The organism is Paenibacillus sp. UNC496MF (assembly GCF_900113915.1).
In the GTDB taxonomy this organism is placed as follows: domain Bacteria; phylum Bacillota; class Bacilli; order Paenibacillales; family Paenibacillaceae; genus Paenibacillus_Z; species Paenibacillus_Z artemisiicola.
This window is the reverse complement of sequence record NZ_FORE01000009.1, coordinates 285,164-308,082: the sequence shown is the minus strand read 5'-3', so window position 1 is coordinate 308,082 and position 22,919 is coordinate 285,164. Positions and strand designations below refer to the sequence as shown.

At 60.8% G+C, this 22,919-nt stretch carries 21 protein-coding genes; 20 read left to right on the top strand and 1 reads right to left on the bottom strand.

The window, feature by feature from the left end:
* Nucleotides 1-192: 192 nt before the first annotated feature.
* The 13 genes from BMZ79_RS17250 to phoU (BMZ79_RS17190) all read left to right on the top strand — a co-directional run bounded on the left by BMZ79_RS17250 (nucleotide 193) and on the right by phoU (BMZ79_RS17190) (nucleotide 13,863).
* Nucleotides 193-951, top strand: a complete 759-nt coding sequence (locus BMZ79_RS17250; protein ID WP_090641970.1) for an IclR family transcriptional regulator — start codon at nucleotides 193-195, stop codon at nucleotides 949-951.
* 16 nt (nucleotides 952-967) lie between these two features.
* Entirely contained in the window at nucleotides 968-1,741 is a 774-nt protein-coding gene (locus tag BMZ79_RS17245) for an SDR family NAD(P)-dependent oxidoreductase (RefSeq protein WP_090641969.1), read from the top strand.
* Nucleotides 1,742-1,825: 84 nt separating this feature from the next.
* On the top strand, nucleotides 1,826-2,734 hold the full coding sequence (locus tag BMZ79_RS17240; RefSeq protein ID WP_090641968.1) for a fumarylacetoacetate hydrolase family protein: 909 nt from the start codon (nucleotides 1,826-1,828) through the stop codon (nucleotides 2,732-2,734).
* Between the two features lie 93 nt (nucleotides 2,735-2,827).
* Nucleotides 2,828-3,715, top strand: a complete 888-nt coding sequence (locus BMZ79_RS17235) for an amidohydrolase family protein (protein ID WP_371263733.1) — start codon at nucleotides 2,828-2,830, stop codon at nucleotides 3,713-3,715.
* A 266-nt stretch (nucleotides 3,716-3,981) separates the two neighbouring features.
* Nucleotides 3,982-4,608 (top strand): PadR family transcriptional regulator, encoded by a 627-nt coding sequence (locus tag BMZ79_RS17230; protein ID WP_177222178.1) that lies wholly within the window; start codon nucleotides 3,982-3,984, stop codon nucleotides 4,606-4,608.
* Between the two features lie 28 nt (nucleotides 4,609-4,636).
* On the top strand, nucleotides 4,637-6,169 hold the full coding sequence (locus BMZ79_RS17225) for an MDR family MFS transporter (protein WP_090641963.1): 1,533 nt from the start codon (nucleotides 4,637-4,639) through the stop codon (nucleotides 6,167-6,169).
* Between the two features lie 479 nt (nucleotides 6,170-6,648).
* Nucleotides 6,649-8,037 carry a stalk domain-containing protein gene (locus BMZ79_RS17220; RefSeq protein WP_256252798.1) on the top strand — a complete coding sequence of 463 codons (1,389 nt, stop codon included), beginning with the start codon at nucleotides 6,649-6,651 and terminating at the stop codon, nucleotides 8,035-8,037.
* Nucleotides 8,038-8,083: 46 nt separating this feature from the next.
* Nucleotides 8,084-8,947, top strand: coding sequence for a phosphate ABC transporter substrate-binding protein (locus BMZ79_RS17215; protein ID WP_090641960.1), 864 nt, complete (start codon nucleotides 8,084-8,086; stop codon nucleotides 8,945-8,947).
* A gap of 120 nt (nucleotides 8,948-9,067) precedes the next feature.
* Nucleotides 9,068-10,027, top strand: a complete 960-nt coding sequence (gene pstC / locus BMZ79_RS17210; RefSeq protein WP_090641958.1) for a phosphate ABC transporter permease subunit PstC — start codon at nucleotides 9,068-9,070, stop codon at nucleotides 10,025-10,027.
* Nucleotides 10,024-10,923, top strand: a complete 900-nt coding sequence (gene pstA / locus BMZ79_RS17205; protein ID WP_090641957.1) for a phosphate ABC transporter permease PstA — start codon at nucleotides 10,024-10,026, stop codon at nucleotides 10,921-10,923. The genes pstC (BMZ79_RS17210) and pstA (BMZ79_RS17205) overlap by 4 nt, the downstream gene beginning before the upstream one ends.
* A 128-nt stretch (nucleotides 10,924-11,051) precedes the next feature.
* Nucleotides 11,052-12,203, top strand: a complete 1,152-nt coding sequence (locus BMZ79_RS17200) for a methyl-accepting chemotaxis protein (protein WP_090641956.1) — start codon at nucleotides 11,052-11,054, stop codon at nucleotides 12,201-12,203.
* Nucleotides 12,204-12,395: 192 nt separating this feature from the next.
* Nucleotides 12,396-13,166, top strand: coding sequence for a phosphate ABC transporter ATP-binding protein PstB (gene pstB, locus BMZ79_RS17195; RefSeq protein ID WP_090641954.1), 771 nt, complete (start codon nucleotides 12,396-12,398; stop codon nucleotides 13,164-13,166).
* Nucleotides 13,167-13,203: 37 nt separating this feature from the next.
* Nucleotides 13,204-13,863: a phosphate signaling complex protein PhoU gene (gene phoU / locus BMZ79_RS17190; protein ID WP_090642177.1), complete on the top strand. Its 660-nt coding sequence runs from the start codon at nucleotides 13,204-13,206 to the stop codon at nucleotides 13,861-13,863.
* 567 nt (nucleotides 13,864-14,430) lie between these two features.
* Here the strand turns inward: phoU (BMZ79_RS17190) and BMZ79_RS17185 are convergent.
* The gene (locus BMZ79_RS17185) at nucleotides 14,431-15,315 is read right to left on the bottom strand and encodes a LysR family transcriptional regulator (protein ID WP_090641953.1); all 885 of its coding nucleotides are present in this window, start codon (nucleotides 15,313-15,315) and stop codon (nucleotides 14,431-14,433) included.
* Nucleotides 15,316-15,503: 188 nt separating this feature from the next.
* Between BMZ79_RS17185 and BMZ79_RS17180 the strand changes: the two genes are divergently transcribed.
* The 7 genes from BMZ79_RS17180 (at nucleotide 15,504) to BMZ79_RS17150 (ending at nucleotide 22,824) form a co-directional block, all read left to right on the top strand.
* The gene (locus tag BMZ79_RS17180) at nucleotides 15,504-16,478 is read left to right on the top strand and encodes a phosphate ABC transporter substrate-binding protein (protein ID WP_090641951.1); all 975 of its coding nucleotides are present in this window, start codon (nucleotides 15,504-15,506) and stop codon (nucleotides 16,476-16,478) included.
* Nucleotides 16,479-16,662: 184 nt separating this feature from the next.
* On the top strand, nucleotides 16,663-17,523 hold the full coding sequence (gene pstC, locus BMZ79_RS17175; protein WP_371263737.1) for a phosphate ABC transporter permease subunit PstC: 861 nt from the start codon (nucleotides 16,663-16,665) through the stop codon (nucleotides 17,521-17,523).
* Nucleotides 17,520-18,407, top strand: coding sequence for a phosphate ABC transporter permease PstA (pstA, locus tag BMZ79_RS17170; protein WP_090641948.1), 888 nt, complete (start codon nucleotides 17,520-17,522; stop codon nucleotides 18,405-18,407). The genes pstC (BMZ79_RS17175) and pstA (BMZ79_RS17170) overlap by 4 nt, the downstream gene beginning before the upstream one ends.
* A gap of 18 nt (nucleotides 18,408-18,425) precedes the next feature.
* Nucleotides 18,426-19,184: a phosphate ABC transporter ATP-binding protein PstB gene (pstB, locus tag BMZ79_RS17165; protein ID WP_090641947.1), complete on the top strand. Its 759-nt coding sequence runs from the start codon at nucleotides 18,426-18,428 to the stop codon at nucleotides 19,182-19,184.
* Between the two features lie 23 nt (nucleotides 19,185-19,207).
* The gene (gene phoU, locus BMZ79_RS17160; protein WP_090641946.1) at nucleotides 19,208-19,867 is read left to right on the top strand and encodes a phosphate signaling complex protein PhoU; all 660 of its coding nucleotides are present in this window, start codon (nucleotides 19,208-19,210) and stop codon (nucleotides 19,865-19,867) included.
* Between the two features lie 243 nt (nucleotides 19,868-20,110).
* Nucleotides 20,111-21,631, top strand: coding sequence for a GGDEF domain-containing protein (locus tag BMZ79_RS17155; protein WP_218154707.1), 1,521 nt, complete (start codon nucleotides 20,111-20,113; stop codon nucleotides 21,629-21,631).
* Nucleotides 21,628-22,824 (top strand): EAL domain-containing protein, encoded by a 1,197-nt coding sequence (locus BMZ79_RS17150; RefSeq protein ID WP_090641942.1) that lies wholly within the window; start codon nucleotides 21,628-21,630, stop codon nucleotides 22,822-22,824. Before BMZ79_RS17155 ends, BMZ79_RS17150 begins: the two co-directional genes overlap by 4 nt.
* The last annotated feature ends 95 nt before the right edge of the window (nucleotides 22,825-22,919 follow it).

Sequence of the window (22,919 nt, the reverse complement as noted above, 5' to 3'; positions counted from 1 at the left end):
CTTCCTCCTTTTCGCGTCCGGCCGCCGGCGGACGTCTTTGCCGCGGCTGCCTGTACCCATTATAGCCCGGGGGTTGAAGGCGCTTCAATTTTGTCTTGTCAATGCGGCGGGGGCGAGCTATAGTTAGAGCAGCAGGTTTATTATATTAAAGTTGGTTTAGCATATGAAACCAATGAAAGCGAGGTTGGCGGCATGCCGGAGGAACGCAAGTATTGGGTTCCGGCGCTGGAGAAAGCCGATAAAGTGCTTGCGATGCTTGCGGCAGAGCCGTCCCGGCACAAGCTGATCGATTTGTCCAAACGGCTGGAAATCAACAAGAGCTCGATGTTTTCGCTGCTGACGACGTTGGAAGCGCTGCAGTGGGTGAAGCGGGGCGAGGGCGACACGTATGCGCTCGGCAGCGCGTTCGCCGCTTACGGCTCCGCGTACGCGAAGAATTACGACCTGAACCGGTCCTTCCAGGCGGAAGCGGCAGCCGCGCGGGACCGCCTGCGGGAGACGATCCAGCTGGCCAGGCTGGAGGGCAATCAGGTGCTGTACTTGGGCAAAGCCGAAGCGGTCTCGCCGGTCCGGCTGCAGTCCGAGCCGGGCATGCTGCTGCCCGCGCACGCGACGGCGCTCGGCAAGGCGATGCTCGCGCAGCTCGGCGAGGACCAGCTGCTGCGGCTCTTCCCGGAGCCGGCGCTGCCTGCGCTGACGCCGCATACGTTCACGGACCGCGAGGCGCTGTTCCTGCAGCTCCGCGAGATCCGGGCGCAGGGCTGCGCGTTCGACGACCAGGAGTCCGTCATGGGCTTCCGGTGCGTCGCCGCGGTCATTCCGGGCGGAGCAGGCCAGGCGCCGGCAGCGGTCAGCTGTTCCATGCTGCTGCATCAATGGGAAACGAAAGGCGAAGACGCGCGGGCGGAGATCACGGCGCTGGCCCGCCGATTGTCCGAAGCGCGTTCATAACGAGGAGGAGTACACGATGCGGTTGAAAGACAAAGTCATTCTCATCACGGGCTCGGGGTCCGGCATCGGCAAGAGCACCGCGCTGCTGTTCGCGAGCGAAGGGGCGAAGGTGGTCGTCAACGACCTGTCCGAGCCGAACGGCACCCGGACGGTGCAGGAGATCGAAGCGGCGGGCGGCGAAGCGATCTTCATCCGCGCGGACGTCACGAATCCGGCGGACGTGTCCGCGATGGTCGACGCGATCATCGCCGAATACGGCGTCATCGACGTCCTGTTCAACAACGCCGGCATCAGCGGCGTCGGCGTCCTGCACGAGATCGAGCCGGACGCGTGGGACCGGGTCATGAACGTCAACATCCGGGGCGTCTTCCTGCCGAGCAAGTACGTCCTTCCGCACATGATGGAACGCCGCAAGGGCTCCATCATCAACATGTCGTCGTGCATCGCGGAGGTAGGTCTGGCCCGCCGCGCGTCGTACGCCGCGACGAAGGGCGCCGTGCTGGCGCTGACGAAGTCGATGCAGGTCGATTACGCGCCGTACCGCATCCGCGTCAACGCGCTGCTGCCGGGCACGATCATGACGCCGTTCGTGGAGAACTACCTGAAGACGTCGTACGACAATCCGGAAGAAGCGATCGCCGGCCTCAAGAAGCGTCAGCTGAGCGAAGAGCTCGGCCTGCCGGAGGACGTGGCGAAAGCCGCGCTGTTCCTCGCGTCCGACGAATCCACGTTCGTCATGGGCGCTCCGCTGTACGTGGACGGCGGCGTCGTCTCCGGCAAGAACGCCTAGCAAGTTTAGCCGGAATCCGGCTGCCTGTATGCAACCAAGAACCGCCATCCTAAGACTTACAATTATCCGGGAGGGATTATCGACATGAAATTGATCAGCATTTCGAAGCAGGGGCGCAGCACGCTGGGCGTCGTCACGGACCGCGGCGTCATCGACGTCGAGCTAGCGCTGGCGGCCGAAGGCTCGCGGGCGGGCGCGGTTCTTCCGACCGACGTCATGGCGGTCATTAACGGCGGCGACAGCGCGCTCTCCACGCTTCGCGGCTTCATCGAATCGCTGCCCGCGACGGGCGGAGACGCCTACATCCGCAGCGAAGAGGAGATCGACTGGGCGCCGTGCGTGACGGCGCCGAACAAGATCATCTGCGTCGGCCTCAACTACCGCAAGCACGCGGAAGAGACGAACGCGCCGATTCCGCAGTTCCCGATCCTGTTCAACAAATTCAACAACACGCTTACGGGCCATCTGAAAGACATCGCCGTGCCGAAAGTGACGTCCAAGCTCGATTACGAAGCCGAGCTCGTCATCGTTATCGGCAAGGCCGCCAAATACGTCTCGAAGGAAGACGCGCTCGGCCACGTCTTCGGCTACTGCGCGGTCAACGACCTGTCGGCCCGCGACCTGCAGCTGCGCACGCATCAATGGCTGCTCGGCAAGTCGTGCGACGGCTTCAGCCCGCTCGGACCTTACCTCGTGACGGCGGACGAAGTCGGCGATCCGAACGACCTGGCGATCAAAGCCGTCGTGAACGGCGACGTGCGCCAAAATTCGAATACGTCCGACATGATCTTCCGCTGCGACGAGATCGTCAGCTTCATCTCGCAGCACATGACGCTCGTGCCGGGGGACATCATTCTGACCGGCACGCCGGAAGGCGTCGTGCTCGGGCTGCCCGAAGCGGAGCAGGTATACCTGAAGCCGGGCGACGAAGTGACGATCGAGATCGAGAAGCTGGGCAAGCTGACGAACCGCTTCGTGGCCGAAACGGTCTGACGCGGCATCCGTTCGATGCGCCCGCCCGCCGCTGCCGACGCATGCCGGCGGCGGGCTTTTTTTCTACATTCCGACTACGCTCTGGGAATCGTTTTGAGTCCGATCATTAATTTGAAGAACGAGGTGCCGATTATGAGCCGAATCATCGATGCGCACCAGCATTATTGGGCGCTGGACCGGGGCGACTACGGATGGCTGACGCCGGAGGCGGGACCGGTGCTGTACCGCGATTACGGGCCGGCCGATCTGGAGCCGGAGCTGGCGCGCGCGGGCGTGAGCCGGACGATTCTCGTGCAAGCGGCGCGGACGCATGCGGAGACCGCGTACATGCTGGAGCTCGCCGAACGGACGACGTCGATCGCGGGCGTCGTGGGCTGGCTGGATTTCCGCGATTCGAACTGGCGCGACGTGCTGAGCATCTTCCGGGCCCATCCGAAGTTCGTCGGCATCCGCGTCATGCTGCAGGAGATGAAGGACGCCTCCGAGGCGCTCGAGCCGCACAGCCTGCAGGCGCTGCGGTTTTTGGCCGAGATCGGGCTGCCCGTCGACCTGCTCTTGCTGGAGCATCAGCTGCCGGAGACGATCGAGCTGTTGAAGCGGGTGCCGGACCTGCATGCCGTCATCGACCATATCGCGAAGCCGCGGATCGGCGAGGGAGTCCTCGAGCCGTGGGCGAGCCGGATACGGGCGATCGCCGAAGCGCATCCCGGCGTGTACTGCAAACTGTCTGGCATGCTGACGGAAGCGGACCATGAGGCTTGGCGGCGGGAGCAGTTCACCGCGTACGTGCGGCATGTCGTCGCGAGCTTCGGCACGGAGCGCGTCCTGTTCGGCAGCGATTGGCCGGTGTGCCTGCTGGCCGGCAGCTACGCGGACGCGAGAAGCGTGCTGGCGTCGGCGCTGCCGGAAGGGCTGACGGACGCCCAGCTCGCGGCCGTATACGGCGGCAATGCGGCGGCGTTCTACAAGTTGAAGGACTGACCGCTCGTCTCGCTCCGGTTCCCGTTCGCATGCCGACTGGACCATCGGCAATCCATGAGGGCCGAATTGTCGAATGAACGAACGATCGGCAGCAATCGAGGCTTCCGCCCGCGGCGGAGGCCTTTTTTTGCGCGCCGCATCATCGGCGGAGGGTCGCGCTCCCTTTTGACGGTTACGTCTCCAGACCGATGACAGCGCTCATTCCATTCCGTATAGTCGAACTTGACTATGCGATGTCAATTCCGTCTCGAAGGAGTCCGGATCCGATGGCCAAACGAAGAGTGAACAACATGCTGGCGCTCGCCGTCCTTTCGCTGCTCCATGAGAAACCGATGCATCCGTACGAGATCTCCGCGACGATGAAGCAGCGGGGCATCCCCGACGTCATCAAGCTGAACAACGGCTCGCTGTATTCCGTCGTGGAAGGGCTGCTGAAGCAAGGGTGGATCGTGCCGCTCGAGACGCAGCGCGAAGGCCGGCATCCGGAACGGACGATCTACGCGCCGACCGGGGAGGGCCGGACGGGCTTCCACGACTGGCTCCGCGAGCTCGTGTACGAGCCGGCGATGGAGTATCCGCGCTTTCCGGCGGCCTTGGCGTTCATCGGGCACATCCCGCCGCTCGAGACCGCCGAGCTCGTCGAACGGCGCATCGGCTTTCTTCGGAAGACGATCGTCGAACGGCGCGCGGGCATCGAGCTCGCGAGGTCGCAGGGGCTGTCGCGCATCTTCGTCGTGGAGTCGGAATTCGTCGTCCACCAGCTGGAAGCCGAGCTGCAATGGCTGCTGGCGTTCAAGGAGGACATTCGCGGCGGCGTTTTGACGGAACTGTCGGACGGCGAGACGCGGTGGCACATGACGGTGCCGGAGGGCGAAGATTTGCAGCTGCTTTAAAAAGAACCTGTTTGGAGGGAAACAAACCATGAGCGCACAACGCAAGAACGTGGGCATCGTCGTCGCAGGCCTGCTGCTCGGCATCCTGATGGCATCGATGGACAACACGATCGTCGCCACGGCGATGGGCACGATCGTCGGGGAGCTTGGCGGCCTCGACAAATTCGTCTGGGTGACGTCGGCTTACATGATCGCCGAGATGGCGGGCATGCCGATTTTCGGCAAGCTGTCCGACATGTACGGCCGGAAGAAGTTTTTCGTATTCGGGATTTTGGTTTTCATGCTGGGTTCGATCCTGTGCGGAACCGCGGATTCGATCGTGCAGTTGAGCATTTACCGCGCGATCCAAGGCATCGGGGGCGGAGCGCTCGTGCCGATCGCCTTCACGATCATGTTCGACGCCGTGCCGCCGGAGAGCCGGGGCAAGCTCGGCGGCCTGTTCGGCGCCGTGTTCGGCATGTCGAGCATTTTCGGGCCGCTGCTCGGCGCCTACATTACCGATTATATTCAATGGGAATGGGTCTTCTACATTAATTTGCCGCTCGGCCTGATCGCCTTCATCATGATCGCGTTCTTCTATAAAGAATCCGTGCAGCACAGCAAGCAGCGCATCGACTGGGGCGGGGCGGTCACGCTCGTCGGCGGGGTCGTCTGCCTCATGTTCGCGCTCGAACTCGGCGGCAAGCAGTACGCTTGGGATTCCGCCGTGATTCTCGGCTTGTTCGCCGGCTTCGCGGTGCTGCTCGTCGCGTTCGTCTTCCTCGAGCGCGCGGCGCAGGAGCCGATCATCAAGTTCAGCATGTTCCGCGACCGGCTCTACTGGAGCAGCAACGCGATCGCGATGTTCAGCGGGGCGGCGTTCGTCACGGCGTCGATCTACATTCCGATCTACATTCAAGGCGTGTTCGGGGGCAAATCCACCGACTCCGGCCTCGTGCTGCTGCCGATGATGCTCGGGTCCGTCGTGACGGCTTCCTTCGGCGGGGCGCTCATGATGAAGACGACGTTCCGCTCGCTCATGATTCCGACGCTCGCGCTGCTGACGGTCGGCAACATTTTGCTCACGACGCTCGGCGTGGAATCGCACCGGTATACGGTCGTCATCTTCATGATTCTGGTCGGTCTCGGCATCGGCGCTTCGTTCTCCGTGCTCAGCAACGCCGCCATCTTCTCCTTCCCGCCGCAGGAGCGCGGGACGGCCAGCGCGACGCTGAACTTCCTCCGGTCGCTCGGCATGACGATCGGCATCACCGTGTTCGGCATCATCCAAAGCCACACGATGATGAACAAATTCGCGTCGCTGTTCACGGCCGAGGAGACGAGCCAGATGCCCCAGGGCGTCAATCTGAGCGATCCGCGCGCGATACTGGCGCCCGAGATGCGGAAGCACATCCCGGCGGACATTCTCGACAAGATCACGTCCGGCCTGTCGGATTCGATTACCCACACCTTCGCGTGGGCGATCATTCCTTCCGCGCTCGCCCTGTTCTTCGCCTTCTTCATGGGCCGCTCGAAGCTGAGCGAGATGGAACACGCGGATTATACGCCATCGTCGCATTAATCGATCCGCGCGCCGTCGTCCCTGCCGGGACCCGGCGAGCGAAGGAATATAAGCCCGGCGACCCAAGCCCCGCGCTTGGCGCCGGGCTTTTTTTCATGCTTTCGGCCCGTGTTCGAGGAATCAGGAACGGCGCGCGGGCGGCTGGCGGGACGCTTCGTTTCGGGCGCGGCGGGGCGCGAAAATGGGCGCATCCGCCCGTTTCGCCGATGGCGACCGGTACGGCAGTCCGAACCGTCAATGGAACCTATGCCGCGAATCCGCGCGTCTTTGTGCCTAATTTCGCGATTATTCAGCTAACGCTGCTCTATCCATCTCGCAATGTGGAGAATATTAACAATCTCTCCATAATAGATTAACGGTCACTTAACAATACTTGGAATTCTATTGACGGCTGTTTAACACTGCCTTCCTATAATCAGTCTTGTACATAAAGACGAAGGCCAAAACCTATTCCAGAAGGGTGATCACAGTCAATGTCCATGAAAAAAACGCTTTTGATTTCCGCGCTTGCAGCCGCGATCAGCACGTCCGTCATCGGCGTGGCTTCCGCCGCAACGACGCAGGTAACCGCACCGGCATCGTTTAACGTAATGGTGAACGACGCATCGATCACGATTCGCTCGATTCAATCGAACGGCGCTACGCTGGTATCGCTGCGCGACCTCGGTTCGGCAACGGGCGCCCTGTTCGTCGTCAACGTGAAAGCCGGCGTAACGGCTTACTTCCAAGGTCACGCGATCGAGCTGCACGCCGATTCGAAAGCGGCGACGGTCGACGGCCAGCCGGTTGAACTGGAGCAAGCGGTCGCGAACGTCAACGGATCTTACTATATCTCGGCCGCGGACTTCGTCGGTTTGTTCAGCGTCGACGCCGAGCAAGACGACGCCGGCCAAATCTGGATCGACTCCGTCCAGCGGATTCACGCGGACAGCATCGCATGGATCAACGCGAACCAACTGCTCGCCTCGTCGCTTACCGAAGAAGGCCGCATCGACTACATCGTCGACGCCAAGACGGGCGCGTTCAAGCAAGTGCTGAGCTCCGACACGGCCTCCGAGCTGACGGTATCCCCGGACGGCACGAAAGCGGCTTACACGAACGAAGACGGCTCCGTCAACGTGATCGACCTGACGAGCCCGACGTTCGCGAGCAAGCAAGTATCCGCGGACAGCAACATCAAGCCCGAGCTCGTATGGTCGGCGGACGGCAGCGCGATCTACTTCCTGCAAGGCGACAAAGGCACGGTCATTCAAAAGCTGAACGTCGCGGACGGCACGATCGCGAAAGTGCTCGACGACAAGGTCGACTACAAAGCGAACCTGAGCGTGTCCAAGGACGGCACGAAATTCTACTACACCGTGACGAAGCCGGGCGCCGTGACGGCTCCCGACAAACCGGTCGACCAAGACGACGTCGCCATCGACAACACAGGCACGGAACCGCAAGTCTATTTCTTCGACGCATCCGTGAAGGACGCGGCACCGGTGAAGCTGACGACGTCGACGGACGACAAAATTTTCGTGGGCGCGGCGGAAGACGGCTCCAAGGCATTCTTCGTCAGCATCACGGACGGCCAGCCTTCATCGCTGGTATCGGTCGCGAAGGACAAAACCGTCGCGAAAGTCATCGGCGACAAAGACGTGCTCGCGGCGACGGTCGCGGGCGACAAGATCTACGCCCTGACGGACGCAGGCGACAAAACGACGCTGAGCTCGGTCGACGCGGCAACCGGCGCGGTATCGGCAATCGGCAACCTGGAAGGCAACGTAACCGAAGTCGTAGCGGCTCCTAACGCTCCTGTAGCGGTCATCGTCGACGACCAAACGTTCGTCGTGCAAGACGGCGGCTTGACGCGCATCACGAAGTAATCCCAACATCCATTTTCGTTCCATATCGAGAGGAGAAGTAACAACAATGAAAGCAAAATGGTTTAGAAATGTCGGTCTCGCCGTGATGGCGGTATCCCTTACGTTCGGCAGCGTATCCGCCGCAAGCGCGGCAAGCAAACTGAGCGGCCGCATCGTCATCAACGGCTCTTCGGCGCTGCTCCCGCTGACGCTTCAAGCTGCCAACGAGTTCAAGAAGCTGAACCCGAAAGTGAAAATCTCCGCATCGGCGGCAGGCTCCGTAACGGGCCCGCAATCCGTTCGCAAAGGCATCGCCGACATCGGCGCATGCGACTGGGACGCTTCGACCGACGTACCGGGCTTCAGCAAATTCACGGGCCAAGTGGCCAATAAAGTCGCGGTTATTCCGTTCGCGGCCGTAACGAACAGCAGCGCGGGCGTAAGCAACCTGTCGACGAGCCAGCTGCAAGGCATCTTCTCCGGCAAAATCACGAACTGGAAAGAAGTCGGCGGCAAAGACGCGGACATCGTCGTGGTCAACCGCGCGTTCGGTTCCGGCACGCGCGTCAACTTCCAACTGAAAGCTCTGAACGGCACGGACTTCATGACGAAAGGCTCGAACTATATTGAAGTCAAATCAAGCGGCGACATGAAAACGAAGATCGAAACAACGCCTAACGCGATCGGCTACATCGACCTCGTGTACGTATCCGGCAGCAAAATGAAAGCCGTCAGCATCAACAACGTCGCTCCGACGGAAGCGAACGTCATCAACGGTTCGTACAAAGTATGGTCGTACGGCTACTACATGACGAAAGGTCAACCGACCGGAGCCGTCAAAGCGTTCATCGACTACGTGCAAAGCACGAAGTTCCAAAACGGCTCCCTGAAAAAATTGAAATTCATCCCGCTTGCGGCAATGAAAAAATAAGCACCGCAGAACCTCATCCTCACCAATTAAATACGAGGAACAAGCGAAGCCAGCTTCTGCACCTTATACGGGAAGCTGGCTTCTCTTTATGACATGAGAGGAGTAGAGACAGTTATGAGTATGATGGAAGTGCCGAATTCCGGCACCGTTTACTCAAGCGAAGAACTAGGCCGGAGCTTGGAGATTTCATCCGGCAAGAGATTTGGCCGCAGAGCGCGGCTCGCGTTCTACAACCGAACGTTCAAGATCATATGTATCGCAAGCGCGGTGTTTGTTTGCTTAATTCTGTTTTCGATTTTGTTCCTCATGGGCCGGACCGGTATTCTGACCTTCGAAACCGTGTCTCTGAAAACCTTCTTTTTCTCCACGGATTGGGTACCTGAAAATGAGCAGTACGGCGCGTTCGTGTTTATTTTCGGCACGGTTGCGCTGACGTTACTGACCATGCTGATCTCGGTGCCGTTATCGCTCATTATTGCAGTCTTCCTATCGGAAATGACGCCCGCTTGGCTGAAGAACGCGCTGCGTCCCGTGCTCGACCTGCTCGTCGGCATCCCTTCCGTCGTCTATGGCTTCCTGGGCTTGACGCTCCTGATTCCGATGCTGCGTTCGTTGACGGGAACCAACCTGGGCGATGGCATATTGGCTGCCGGCATCGTGCTTACGATCATGGTGCTGCCGACGATCAGCCGCATCACGGACGACTCCATCGTCGCCGTGCCTAAGAAGTACCGCGACGCGTCCTACGCGCTCGGCTCCACCCGGTTCCAGACGATCATCCGCGTCGTCATTCCCGCCGCCAAGAGCGGCATCATGTATGCCGTCATTCTCGGCATGGCCCGCGCCATCGGCGAAACGATGGCGGTCGTCATGGTCATCGGCAACACGCCGCAGCTGGCCGACGCGCTGTTCAAGCCGACGTCCGTGCTGACGAGCAACATCGTCATGCAAATTCCGAACGTGCCGTTCGATTCCACGTGGAACTACGCGCTGTACATGATGGGCTTCATTCTGCTCGTGATCTCCCTCATCATGATCGTGGCCGTGCGTCTGCTTCAGGGCAAAGGAGTGAAATCATGAGCGCAGAGAAATCCACGACGGCCGCGAGTCCTTTTTCCTCCCGCCGCGGCTTGAACCGGTTCAACGACAAGCTGTTCACGGGCATCGTCTGGGCCGTGGGCATCCTCACCGTGCTGTTCATCATCGCGCTGCTGTTCACGATCCTCCAGAAGGGGATGCCGAAGCTCAGCCTCGGCTTCCTGTACGGCGAACCGAGCGAGATCATGGAAGGCGGGGGCATCGGACCGCTGCTCTTCAACTCGTTTTACGTGCTGATCATCTCGCTCATCATCTCCATTCCGCTCGGCATGGCTTCCGGCATCTATCTCGCGGAATTCGCGCCGGCGAATAAATTCATCGCGTTCATCCGCATTTGCGTCGAAGGCCTGGCGTCCGTGCCGTCGATCATTTTCGGCTTGTTCGGGATCGTCCTCTTCGTCGAGACGCTCGATCTCGGCTTGACGATTCTCGGGGCGGCGGTCAGCCTCGCGTTCCTGAATTTGCCCGTCTTGACCCGGGTGACCGAGGAAGCGATCCGCGCCGTGCCGCCGGAGATGAAGAACGCCTCGTTCGCGCTCGGCAGCACGCATCTGCAGACGATTCGCCGCGTCCTGATTCCGGTCGCGCTGAACGGCATCGTGACGGGGATTTGCCTCGTGGCGGGCCGCGCGTTCGGCGAGAGCGCCGTCATCATTCTGACCGGCGGCGTGACGTCGTCGGGCGTCATGTGGGATTTTAATCCGCTGTCCCCGGGCGCGACGCTTGCCGTTCACCTGTGGTACGTCCAGTCCGAGGCGATCGTGCCGGACGCGCGGCTGATCGCGGAGAAATCCGCGGCGGTGCTCGTGTTTATCGTCCTGCTGATCAACATCGTGTTCCGGGTTCCGCTCTGGATGAACGCGCGCAAGATGCGCTGATAACGAGTCGAATTATGTCTAAATACCCGGAATTTTAACACTCAACTAACAATATCCGGCATAAACGATAATGCTTAAGTCCTATAGTGTAGCTACAATAGATAGCTAGACGAGAGGGAGTGCTGAGCATGAGCGTTGCTGTGGTGGAATCGAAAGGAATCGGGCCTGGAGGTGCGGCGAATCCGGCACGGAACGACGACAATCATGATCTGATGCTGCCGTTCGTCCGCAAGACGACGATCGTCGCGACCGCCCACACGTGCGAAGAAGTGATCGGGCGGTTCGCGGCGGCCCCGGACCATGAATGCGTCGTCGTCTGCGACGCGGACGACCGCCCTCTGGGACTCGTCATGAAGAACCGGCTGACCATCATCCAGACGCACCGCTTCGGCCGGGAAATCTACTACGGCCGTTCGATCGCCAGGCTGATGGACAAGCAGCCGCTGATCGTCGACCGGGACATTTCCCCGCAGGAGCTGCTCGATCTCGCGCTCGGCCGCGAAGACAAGACGCTGTACGACTGCGTCATCGTGACGGAGGACCGGCGCTTCATGGGCATTCTGACGATGTCCGACCTGCTGAAGATGTCCCGCCTGCTGCAGCAGCGGACGGTACAGGCGCAGGTCGCGATCATGCAAGGCGCGCAGGGCATGATCCGGGACATCGACCGTTCGGTCCACGAAGTGAACGTCGCCTCGGTCAAGGGCGAAACGATGTCGCGGGAGATGCTGGATCTGACGCTGAAAGGCAAGAACGAACTCGACAAAGTCTCCGCCGCCATTGACAGCATGTCGCAGCGGACGAATAGACAAGAACATCAAATCGGCGAGCTGCAAGAGCGCGCCGGCTCGATCGGCACGGTCTCGAAGCTGATTCGCGAGCTGGCCGACCAATGCAACCTGCTGGCGGTGAACGCGACGATCGAAGCGGCGCGCGCGGGCGATCACGGCCGCGGCTTCGCGGTCGTGGCCAACGAGGTTCGGCAGCTGGCGACGCAGACGAAAGCGTCCGCGGACGACATCAACCGGCTGATCGGGTCCATCCTCGAGGCGGTCAAGGAAACCGTCCGCCTCGTCGGGCTCGGCCGTACGGAAGCCGAATCCAGCCGGACGTACGTCAACGAAGCGGCCGGCGTGTTCCAGCAGCTGTTCCACGCCGCGTCGGGCAACAGCGGCAGCGCCGCCGAGATCGGCCGGCTGTCGAACGAAGCGTATGAACGCGCGCAGCAGGTTACGGAGCGCATCGATGCGCTGATCGGGGCCATGCAGGGCCGTTCGTAACGATCCTTTGCGCGTTTTCAAGAATTTTTACATGGCGTTAACAAAACGACTATCCGCGATTTACAATTCGCGGCTACGATTAACGGGAAGTCCGGCGTATTGGCCGGACGCGTCCGCCTTCGGGCGGCGAAACGGCTTCAGCCTTTGGGTCTAAAAGGACGAACGTCCACCACCGATACGGAGGAGAACGGTATGCAATCCATCGCTTCGCAAACCTTGATCGACATTCATAAATTGAACCTGTACTACGGGAACTTCCAGGCGCTGAAGAGCGTCACCATGGACATTCCGGAGAAAGCGATCACCGCCTTCATCGGTCCGTCCGGTTGCGGCAAGTCGACGCTGCTGCGGACCCTCAACCGCATGAACGACATGATACCGAACACCCGGATCGAAGGCAAAATCACGATCGGCGGCGCGGACATTTACTCCAAGGAAGTCGACGTGGAGACGCTCCGCAAAAAGGTCGGCATGGTGTTCCAGCAGCCGAATCCGTTCCCGAAATCCATTTACGACAACGTCGCGTACGGCCCGCGCCTGCACGGCATCCGCAGCAAGGCGAAGCTGGACGAGATCGTCGAGACGAGCCTGCGTTCCGCCGTCTTGTGGGACGAAGTGAAGGATCATCTGAAGCGTTCCGCGCTGAGCCTCTCCGGCGGCCAGCAGCAGCGGTTGTGCATCGCGCGCGCCATCGCGGTCAACCCCGACGTGCTGCTGATGGACGAAGCGACGTCCGCGCTCGACCCGATCTCCACGCTGAAGATCGAAGAGCTCGCGCAAGAGCTGAAAGACAAATACACGATCGTCATGGTCACGCACAACATGCATCAAGCGGCGCGCGTATCCAATCAAACCGTATTCTTCCTTAACGGCGAAGTCGTGGAATTTTCCGATACGGAGAAGCTGTTCTCCAACCCGCGCGACCAGCGTACGGAAGATTACATCAGCGGCCGGTTCGGCTGATACCAGCAAAACGGAGAGGACGTAGGACGCGAAAATGATGACGAAACGCAAAGAGTTCGATCAAGGACTCGAAGAATTGAACGAGCTCATCGTGGAAATGGGCCGCCGCGTCGAAACGGCGATCGCCCAAGCGATGGAGGCGCTCGAACGCGTCGATGCGGATGAAGCGAGACGCATCGTGAAGGAAGACAAAGAGCTGAACAAGCTCGAAGAGAAAATTTCCGAGATCGGCTCGACGCTCATCGCGACGCAGCAGCCGGTCGCGAAGGACCTGCGCCGCATTCTGGTCGCGTTCAAAATCGCGAGCGACCTCGAACGGATGGGCGACCTGGCCGTCGACGTCGCCAAGACGGTCATCCGCCTGGAAGGCCAGACGCTGATCAAGCCGCTCATCGACCTGCCGCGCATGTCGCAAATCGTGCAGATGATGACGTACGAGTCGATCCAGTCGTTCGTGCAGGAGAACGTGAACATGGCGTACAAAATGGCGAAGGACGACGATCTCGTAGACGCGCTGTACTCCCAGATCACGCGCGAGCTGTTCTCGCTCATGATGGAAAACCCGAAGACCATCTCCCAAGCGAACCTGCTCAGCTTCGTCGGCCGCTATATCGAGCGCTTCGCCGACCACGCGACGAACATCGGAGAATCCGTCGTCTATCTCGTGACGGGCGTAAGACCCGACCTGAACTCCTAATCCTATAAACGACAAGAGCCGTTTACGAAGCTGAAGTTAGCTTCCGTAAACGGCTCTTGCGTTATACCAAGGCTGCCGCAGGCAGCTTAGCACCAACTTCGGCGGCGAAGACCTGCCGCCAAGAGCAAGCCAGCCAAAGGCGCAGGCTTGCAAAGTCCAGGCGGCTGAAGAGCTGCCGCCAAATAGCAAGCCAGCCGCAGGCGCCGGCTTGCCACAAGCTCCAACGTGAAGCGTGTCCCGCCAGGGACGAAAGCGGGGACCGGCACGCCGCAGCTCCCGAGCGTCTCTGCGGCGCATCGCGTTCCCATGGTCCCGCAAGGGACACCAGGTAACTCGCGAGCGCAACCGTAAAGTGTGTCCCGCGAGGGACGAAAACGAAGCCTAGCACACACGTAGCCCAAGCGCGCTGCTCTGTCCCGCCGACGTTATGCCATCCGGGTGTCCAGAGGGCCGGGGCCCTCGGGGTCCCCCTGGCGAGGGGGATTTAGGGGGTCGCAACTCCCGGGTGTGCAGAGGGCCGGGGCCCTCGGGGTCCCCCTGGCGAGGGGGATTTAGGGGGTCGTGCCCTTAGGGGGTCGTTCTCGATATTAACCCCACGATCCGCTGCAGCAGCGGAAGATTCCAGTAGTCGGAGCGCCAGGCGGCGGTCAGCTGCAGGGTCACCGGACGCCCCGGCAGCGGCACGTGCTGCAGCGGCCCGGCGGCCCGGAGCGCCGCCGAGGCGGGAAGAACGGTCAGCGAGCCGCCGTTCTCCGCGGCGGCGAGCGCGAGGTCGACCCGATCGGTCGACCAGTCGAAGGCGAGCGACAGCTTCTCGTGCTGTTCCCAGACGCGAAGCGCCTCTTGCAACGAAGCGTCCGCGAGCTCGACAAACCGATACCCCGCCAGCTTGTACGGCGGGATGGAGGCGTTGTCCGCAAGCGGATGCCGGTCGCCCATGAACAGCAGCAGCCGCTCTTCCCCGAGATCCTCGTACGTCAGCTGGGACAGGGCGCCGCGCGCGGAGAAGCCGCCGCTGACGAGCAGGTCGATCGCGCCGGTCAACAGCTGCTCGAGCAGCGCGTCGTGCGGACCGGTCCGCAGTTGAATGCGCATCGGCGCGGCGTCCGCCGCCCGGACATGCCAGTCGCGGCCGAACAGCAGCGAAGAAGCCGCGTCGGTGCTGCCGATCACGAAGCCGTGTTTGCCGTGCTCGCGGAAAGACTGGAAGCGCGACTGCGCTTCTTTATAAAGCTTGTTGATCTCGACGGCATAGCGATACAGCATTTTGCCCGGCTCCGTCAGGAGCACCTTGCCGGTTTTGATCTCGAAGAGCGGAGCGCCCCATTCCTCCTCGAGCTTGCGCATATGAAAACTGACCGTCGGCTGTTTGACGCCGATCTCGTCGGCGACCGCCGTTACTTTTTTTAGCTCGCCGAGCAGCACTAAAATCCGCAATCTTAATATGCTCATGATTTTTAAACTCCCCGTCGTCTCAGTTATACAATTAATTTATAATACCCGACTCTAGTATTCAATCTATCTATGTAGTTTTAGCATTCCGTTAACACTAAGGAAATATCAAATTAATAAGGGAACCGTACAATAGCTCCTGTAAGAACAAATAACCGCAGGGAAAGCGGAAGGAGAAAAAGAACGGAATGAAAAAAGCATTATTCATTGTTGTAGCGCTCATGTTGACGATCGGGCTTGCTGCTTGCGGCTCTAACAAAGAGAACAACGGCAACACTGCAAATAGCGGCACGACGAACGAGGGCAACAGCGGAACGAACGCAGGGGGCAACAGCGGTTCGAATGCAGGCGGCGAGGCTTTGAGCGGTTCCATTCTGGCGGCAGGTTCCACGGCTCTTCAACCGCTTGTCGATCAAGTATCGAAGAAATTTATGGAAGACTCCAAATACAGCGGCATCACGGTTCAAGTCCAAGGCGGCGGCAGCGGCACGGGCCTGACGCAAGTCCAAGGCGGACAAGCAACGATCGGCAACTCCGACATCTTCGCCGAAGAGAAATTCGTCGATGCGGACGCCGACAAAGCGAAAGAACTCGTTGACCACCAAGTGGCGGTCGTCGGCATGGCGGCAGTCGTAAACAAAAGCGTAACGGTCGACAACCTGACGAAGCAACAACTGGTCGACATCTTCACGGGCAAAGTCACGAACTGGAAAGACGTAGGCGGCGAAGACGAGAAAATCACGATCATCAACCGTCCAAGCAGCTCCGGCACGCGCAAAACGTTCGAGAAATACGCACTGGGCACGGCTTCCCAAGACATCCCGGGCTCCATCCAAGAAGATGCTTCCGGTACGGTTAAAAAATACGTAACGGATACGCCCGGAGCGATCGGTTACCTGGCCCTTTCCTACCTGGACGACACGGTTAAAACGGTAAAATACGAAGGCGTCGAAGCAAAAGAAGACAACATCGTGAACGGCACGTATCCGGTATGGGCATACGAGCACATGTACACGAAAGGCGAGCCTGACGCCGCTACGAAAGCGCTCCTCGACTACATCATGAGCGACGAAGTACAAAACGCCGACGTCGTCGAACTGGGCTATATCCCGGTTACGAAAATGCAAGTGAAGCGCGACGCCGCAGGCAACGTCACGAAATAAGAACGGCCTTAGGAATTGAATAACGCATTCAATCATTAGAGGTGGAGTCATTCCGCCTCTAATTGACTTGTGTTTCGATCATGTTCGTAATTGAAGGAGAGATGAAACGATGGAGCAGCCCGCTGTGAATGATCAGTCCCGCGTAAAACCAAGCACGGCACGCAATTTGGCCAAACCGCACGTCATGGAAGAGTGGGTAGGGAAGGTCTTTACGACCCTGTGCATCGTCGTGCTGGTCGTGACGATCGGCGCGATCGTATACTTCGTATCTTCCCGCGGCTTGGCTACGTTTATTACGGATGGCGTCAGCCTCGGCGGGCTGCTCAGCGGACTGAAATGGGATCCGGAAGGCGAAATTCCGCTGTACGGCGCGCTGCCGTTCATTTTCGGCTCGTTCAGCACGTCGCTGCTGGCCGCCGTAATCGCCGCGCCGCTTAGCTGTTGCGCCGCCGTATTCATGACGCAAATCATGCCCGGACTCGGCAAGCGCGTCCTTCAGCCGGTAATCGAATTGCTCGCCGGCATCCCGTCCGTCGTCTTCGGCTTCGTCGGTCTGAGCGTCGTCGTTCCGCTGCTGCGCAACGTATTCCCGGGTCAGGGGATCGGGATCGCGGCCGGTGCCATCGTGTTGTCGTTCATGATATTGCCGACGATCACGTCGATCGCGACCGACGCGCTGTCCAACCTGCAGCGCGGCTTGAAGGAAGGCTCGTTCGCGCTCGGCGCGACCCGCTGGCAGACGATTTACCGCATCGTCATTCCGACGACGCTGCCTTCGCTGCTCACGGGCGTCGTGCTCGGCATGTCCCGCGCGTTCGGCGAAGCGCTCGCCGTCCAGATGGTAATCGGCAACGCGCCGCACATCCCGCACTCCCTGTTCGAGTCGGCTTCCACGCTGACCAGCGTCATCACGCTCGACATGGGCAACACGGTCATGGGCTCCACGCACAACAACGCCCTGTGGTCGCTGGCCTTGATTCTGCTTGCCATGACGTTCGTCTTCGTCTTTATCGTCCGCTTGCTGGAAAGGAGAAATAGCCGATGAGCGCCAAAACCGCAGACCGCATCGCAACCGCCGTCATTATCGCCATATCCGCTCTTATCGTGCTTTTGCTGGCCGGCTTGCTCGGTTATATTCTCTTCCGCGGCTTGCCGCACATCAGCTTCCACTTCCTGACCAGCGGTCCGCAGACGATCAAGGCGGGCGGCGGCATCGGACCGCAGCTGTTCAATTCGTTGTTCTTGCTGGTGCTGACCCTGATCATCACGATTCCGCTCGGCCTCGGCGCCGGCATCTACATGAGCGAATACGCCCGTCCGGGCAAGCTGACGGACGCGATTCGCCTCATCGTCGAAGTGCTGTCGTCCTTCCCGTCGATCGTCGTGGGCCTGTTCGGCCTGCTCGTCATCGTCAACGTATTCGGACTCGGCTTCTCGCTGTTCTCGGGCGCTCTCGCCCTGACGGTCTTCAACCTGCCGCTCATGGTGCGGATCACCGAGCAGGCGATCAAGGGCGTGCCGCGCGAACAGAAGGAAGCGAGCCTCGCGCTCGGCCTCTCGCGCTGGAAGACGATCACGTCGGTCATGCTTCCGATCGCGACGCCGGTCATCGTCACCGGGACGATCCTGGCTTCGGGCCGCGTCTTCGGCGAAGCCGCCGCGCTGCTCTTCACCGCGGGCATGAGCTCGCCGCGCCTCGACTTCACGAACTGGAACCCGCTCAGCCCGTTCTCGCCGCTGAATCCGTTCCGCCCGGCCGAGACGCTCGCCGTGCACATCTGGAAAATCAACAGCGAAGGCCTCGCGCCGGACGCTTCGCAAATCGCCGCGGGCGCATCCGCCGTGCTGATCATCATGGTGCTGATCTTCAACTTCTCGGCACGCTGGTTCGGCCGGTACCTGCACCGCAAATTTACGGCCACCAAATAAAGGGGAGAGTGATCAAGCATGCAGCAGGCAGGATTGTCGGCCAACAACCTCAGCGTGTTTTACGGAGAGAAAGAGGCCATCAAGAGCGTGTCGCTTGAATTCGCGCCCCGCGAAGTGACCGCGCTTATCGGGCCGTCCGGATGCGGCAAATCGACGTTTCTTCGCAGCTTGAACCGGATGAACGACACCATCGGCGGCGTTCGCACGAAAGGAGAAGTATGGATCGACGGCGAAAACATTAACGACCCCGGCGTCGACGTCGTGCTGCTCCGCCAAAAGATCGGCATGGTGTGGCAGCGTCCGAACCCGTTTCACAAGTCGATTTACGAGAACATCGCCTTCGGGCCGCGGTACCATGGCATCCGCAAGCGCAAGGAGCTCGACGCGATCGTGGAGGATTGCCTGCGGAAGGCCGCCCTCTGGGAAGAGACGAAGGACCGGCTGCACACGTCGGCGCTCGCGCTGTCCGGCGGTCAGCAGCAGCGGCTGTGCATCGCCCGCTCGATCGCGGTCAAGCCGAAGGTCATCCTCATGGACGAGCCGGCATCCGCGCTCGATCCCGTGTCGACGGCGAAGGTGGAGGAGCTCATCGCCGAGCTCAAGCAGGAATACAGCATCATCATCGTGACCCACAACATGCATCAGGCCGCCCGCGTATCGGATAAAACCGCGTTTTTCTACATGGGCAAAGTCGTCGAGTACGACAAAACAGACAAGATCTTTACGAATCCCTCCGAGAAGGCGACGGACGACTACATTTCCGGCCGCTTCGGTTAAGGGGCGAACAGGGGGCGCTGCGCGTGATTAGACGGAAAGAGCTAGACGACGGCCTGGATCAGCTGAAGGCCATGCTCATCGAGATGGGAACCCGCGTGGAAAAAGTGCTCGGCGACGCGATGCGCGCGCTGGAGCAGCTCGATACGATCTCGGCCAGAAGGATCATCGCGGACGACATCAAGCTGAATCAAATCGAAGAAAACATCGATTTGCTGGGCGCGCGCATGATCGCCACGCAGCAGCCCGTCGCCAAGGATTTGCGCCGGATTCTCGTCGCGTTCAAGATGGCGGGCGATCTGGAACGCATGGGCGATCTCGCCGTGGACATCGCCAAGGTCGTGGTGCGGCTGGACGGCCAGACGCTCGTCAAACCGCTGGTCGACCTTCCGCAGATGGCCAGCATCGCGCAGCAGATGACCCGGGAGTCGATTCAGTCGTACGTGCAGGAAAACGTCAATTTGGCCTGCAAGATGGCGCAGGACGACGACCAGGTCGATGCCCTGTTCAGCCAGGTCATCCGCGACCTGTACGGCGTCATGATGGACAACCCGAAGACGATTTCGCAGGCCGGTTTGATCAGCTTCGTCGGCCGGTATATCGAGCGGATCGCCGATCACGCCACGAACATCGGCGAGAGCGTCGTCTATCTCGTCACCGGCAAGCGCCCCGATTTGAACGCCTAAGCACCCAAAGATCCGAGAGCGAGCACTTCGCGCCGGGTCTTTTTTATTCCGCGGAGCGCTTCACGCCATGTGAGCAAGCGCCCTTGCCAAACGCCGCCTATGATTTTACATGATTTTAACAGTTCAGATATGCTCCCATCACAATCTCCCCCTACAATAGCCCTAGAAGCTAGTCAATACGGCTTATGCCTAAGAGAGATGATTCCCGTGGACGAAATCGGCTATGGACTTTTGGACCGTACAATGATACATCGGCTGACGGAACAGTGGCATTACGGCGGCATCGGCGTCATCGTCGTGCAGCTGCACGGCGGGCCTTCCGCATCCGTCTATGAAGCGCTGACGGGCTGGATGAACGAGCAGCGGCGGCTCGTCTGGCGGTACCGGATGGAGAACGATTTTTTCTATTTCCTTCAGCGCGGCAAATCGGACGAACAATTGGACAAGCTCGTCGGACGCGCGCTGGCCGGCCTCCGCGAGCGGCTGGGCCGCGTTTTCTCGCGGGAAACGCTGCAGGCGCCGAGCACCGGGCGCGCCCTCGCCGGCTTCGCCATCGGACACGCGCTCGCGTATCCGTCGGGCATCGGAAGATCGGCGGAAGCGACGATCTATTACGCCGTCAAGGAAGCGCAGCACGCGGTCATGCGCCAGCAGATCCGCGAGGAGGCGGCTGCGGCGGTGTTCGAGCCGGCGGCCGCCGCGGAGGCGGAGGCGTATGCCGAATCGCCGAACGCAAGCGTGCGGGAATCAGGCAAGCCCGCCGGCATGCGCGCGCGGGCCGGCGGCCCGTCGCCTTTTCCGATCGGCGAGCTGGCCAAGTCGATTCCGACGTTCCATCCGAACGCGCTCGTATCGGATCTCGCGCGGATGTTCGAGACGAACCCGCATGTCCAGGGCGCGGTGATCGCGTTCGAAGGGCGCCCGCTCGGGCTCGTGATGAAAGAGAACATGAACCAGCTGCTCGCGGGCCAGTTCGGCCTGCCGCTTTATTGGAACCGGCCCATCGCCAAAATCATGGACGAGGAAGCGCTCGTGGTCGACGGGAGCTGGCCGGTGGAGCAGGTCGCCCAGATGGCGATGGCGCGCGACATGTCCCGCCTGTACCATGTCGTGATCATTACGCAAGGCGACAAGCTGATGGGCGCGGCCTCGGTCCGTTCGATCCTGGAATGCTTGACGCAGCTGCGGACGGAAGAAGCGCTGACGGCCAATCCGCTGACGGGACTGCCCGGGAACGCGCCCATTCAACGGGAGATTCAGCGCCGGATCGACGGCCGGCGCCCGCTGGCCATCGTGTACGCCGATTTGGACTATTTCAAATGGTACAACGATTGCTTCGGCTTCAGCCAAGGCGACGAGCTGATCCGGTTCTTGGGCTCGGTGCTCCAGCAAGCGGCGCTTACGGCGGGCGGGAAAGACGATTTTATCGGCCATATCGGCGGAGACGATTTTATCTTGCTGTCTGAATGCTCCGATCCGGAGCGGCTGTGCCGGCTGATGATCGAACGGTTCAACGGCGGCGTCGGCGCGTACGGCGGCGGAGACGCGCCGGCCGTCACGGACCGGAGCGGGCATCCGGTCGCGCAGCAAGGCGTCACGTTATCGTTGTCCCTGCTGCTGTGGGACGGGGAGCAGCCGGTCACCGCGGCGGCCGTCTCGCAAGCGGCGGCGCGGCTGAAGAAGCGCGCCAAGTCCATCAGCGGCAGCGCCTACGTGTCAGGCAGCGTATATGAGGAGAAGCATCTAGGAGAGGGAAAAACGTGAACGTGAGAACAGACAGCGGCGGGATGGGCATCATTTACTTTGCTTGGCATGGCAAGGCGCAGGAACGGGCGGACGTCGAAGGGCGGATTCGGGCGACCTGGCGGATATTCGCGGAACGGGTATTGGACGAGCACGAGTCGGCCGGCCTGCAGGAGACGTCGAGGCTGTGGATGCGGGACGACCTGTTCGTCGGTTACCGGCTCGCGCAGGAACGGCGGGAGAAGCAGGAGGAACGGCTGCTCGAGCTGTCCAACGACCTGCGGTCGGATTGGGAGACGCGGTTCATGGAGGCGGCGTTCGGCGAGCAGGTGCCCGAGCTTCGCCTGCATGCGGGCGTATCGTTCCTCGACGACGGCATCGCCTCCGAAGAGGAGCGCCTGTACGACGGCATCAAGCGGGCGATCGTGCACGGGCAGTCGCGGGGCGCGGCCGAGCGCAGCCTGAAGCGCAGGGCGCTGGAGCGCATTCTCGAGGAGCGGCTTATCGAGCCCGTCTATCAGCCGATCTTGGCGCTGCGGCCGGAAGCCGAGTCGCTCTACGGGTACGAGGCGCTGTCCCGGCTGCCGGGGAGCCGCTGGTTCAGCGGGCCGATGGGGCTGTTCGACTTTGCCGACGAGGAGGGATTGACGTACGCGCTCGATCGGCTGGCGCGCGAGAAGGCGATCGAAGGCTGCGCGGGGCTGGCCAACGGACGCAAGCTGTTCATCAACATTACGGCCAAGATCATGAACGACCCGTCGTTCTCGCCGGGACAGACGCTGCCGATGCTGCAGCGCTACGGCTTGTCCCCGCACCACGTCGTGTTCGAGATTACGGAGCGGACGTCCATCGAGGATTTCGAAGCGGCGAAGCGGATTTTGCGGCATTACCGCAACCAAGGGTATCAGATCGCCATCGACGACGCCGGGGCCGGCTATTCCTCCCTGCAATCGATCGTGGAGCTGAAGCCGGACTATATCAAGATCGATCGTTCCCTGGTCAGCGGCATCCACCTGGAGCCGATGAAGACGCATCTCGTCCAGACGTTCGCGGACTTGGCGGCGAAGATGGACATCAAGGTGATCGCCGAGGGCATCGAGGAGAAAGAGGAGCTGCAGCATATCCGGACGCTCGGCGTCCACTACGGGCAGGGGTATCTGCTGGGCCGGCCGGCACCGTTCGGCGCCGCCCGGGAGTTCGCGGCGGACGCTTAGTTCCGGCGGCGCAACCATGAAGCTTTCCTAATGTTCGCGCAAGCGGATCCATTGGGAAAGCTTGTTTGCTTTATGCTATGATAGTGCCAAGGAAA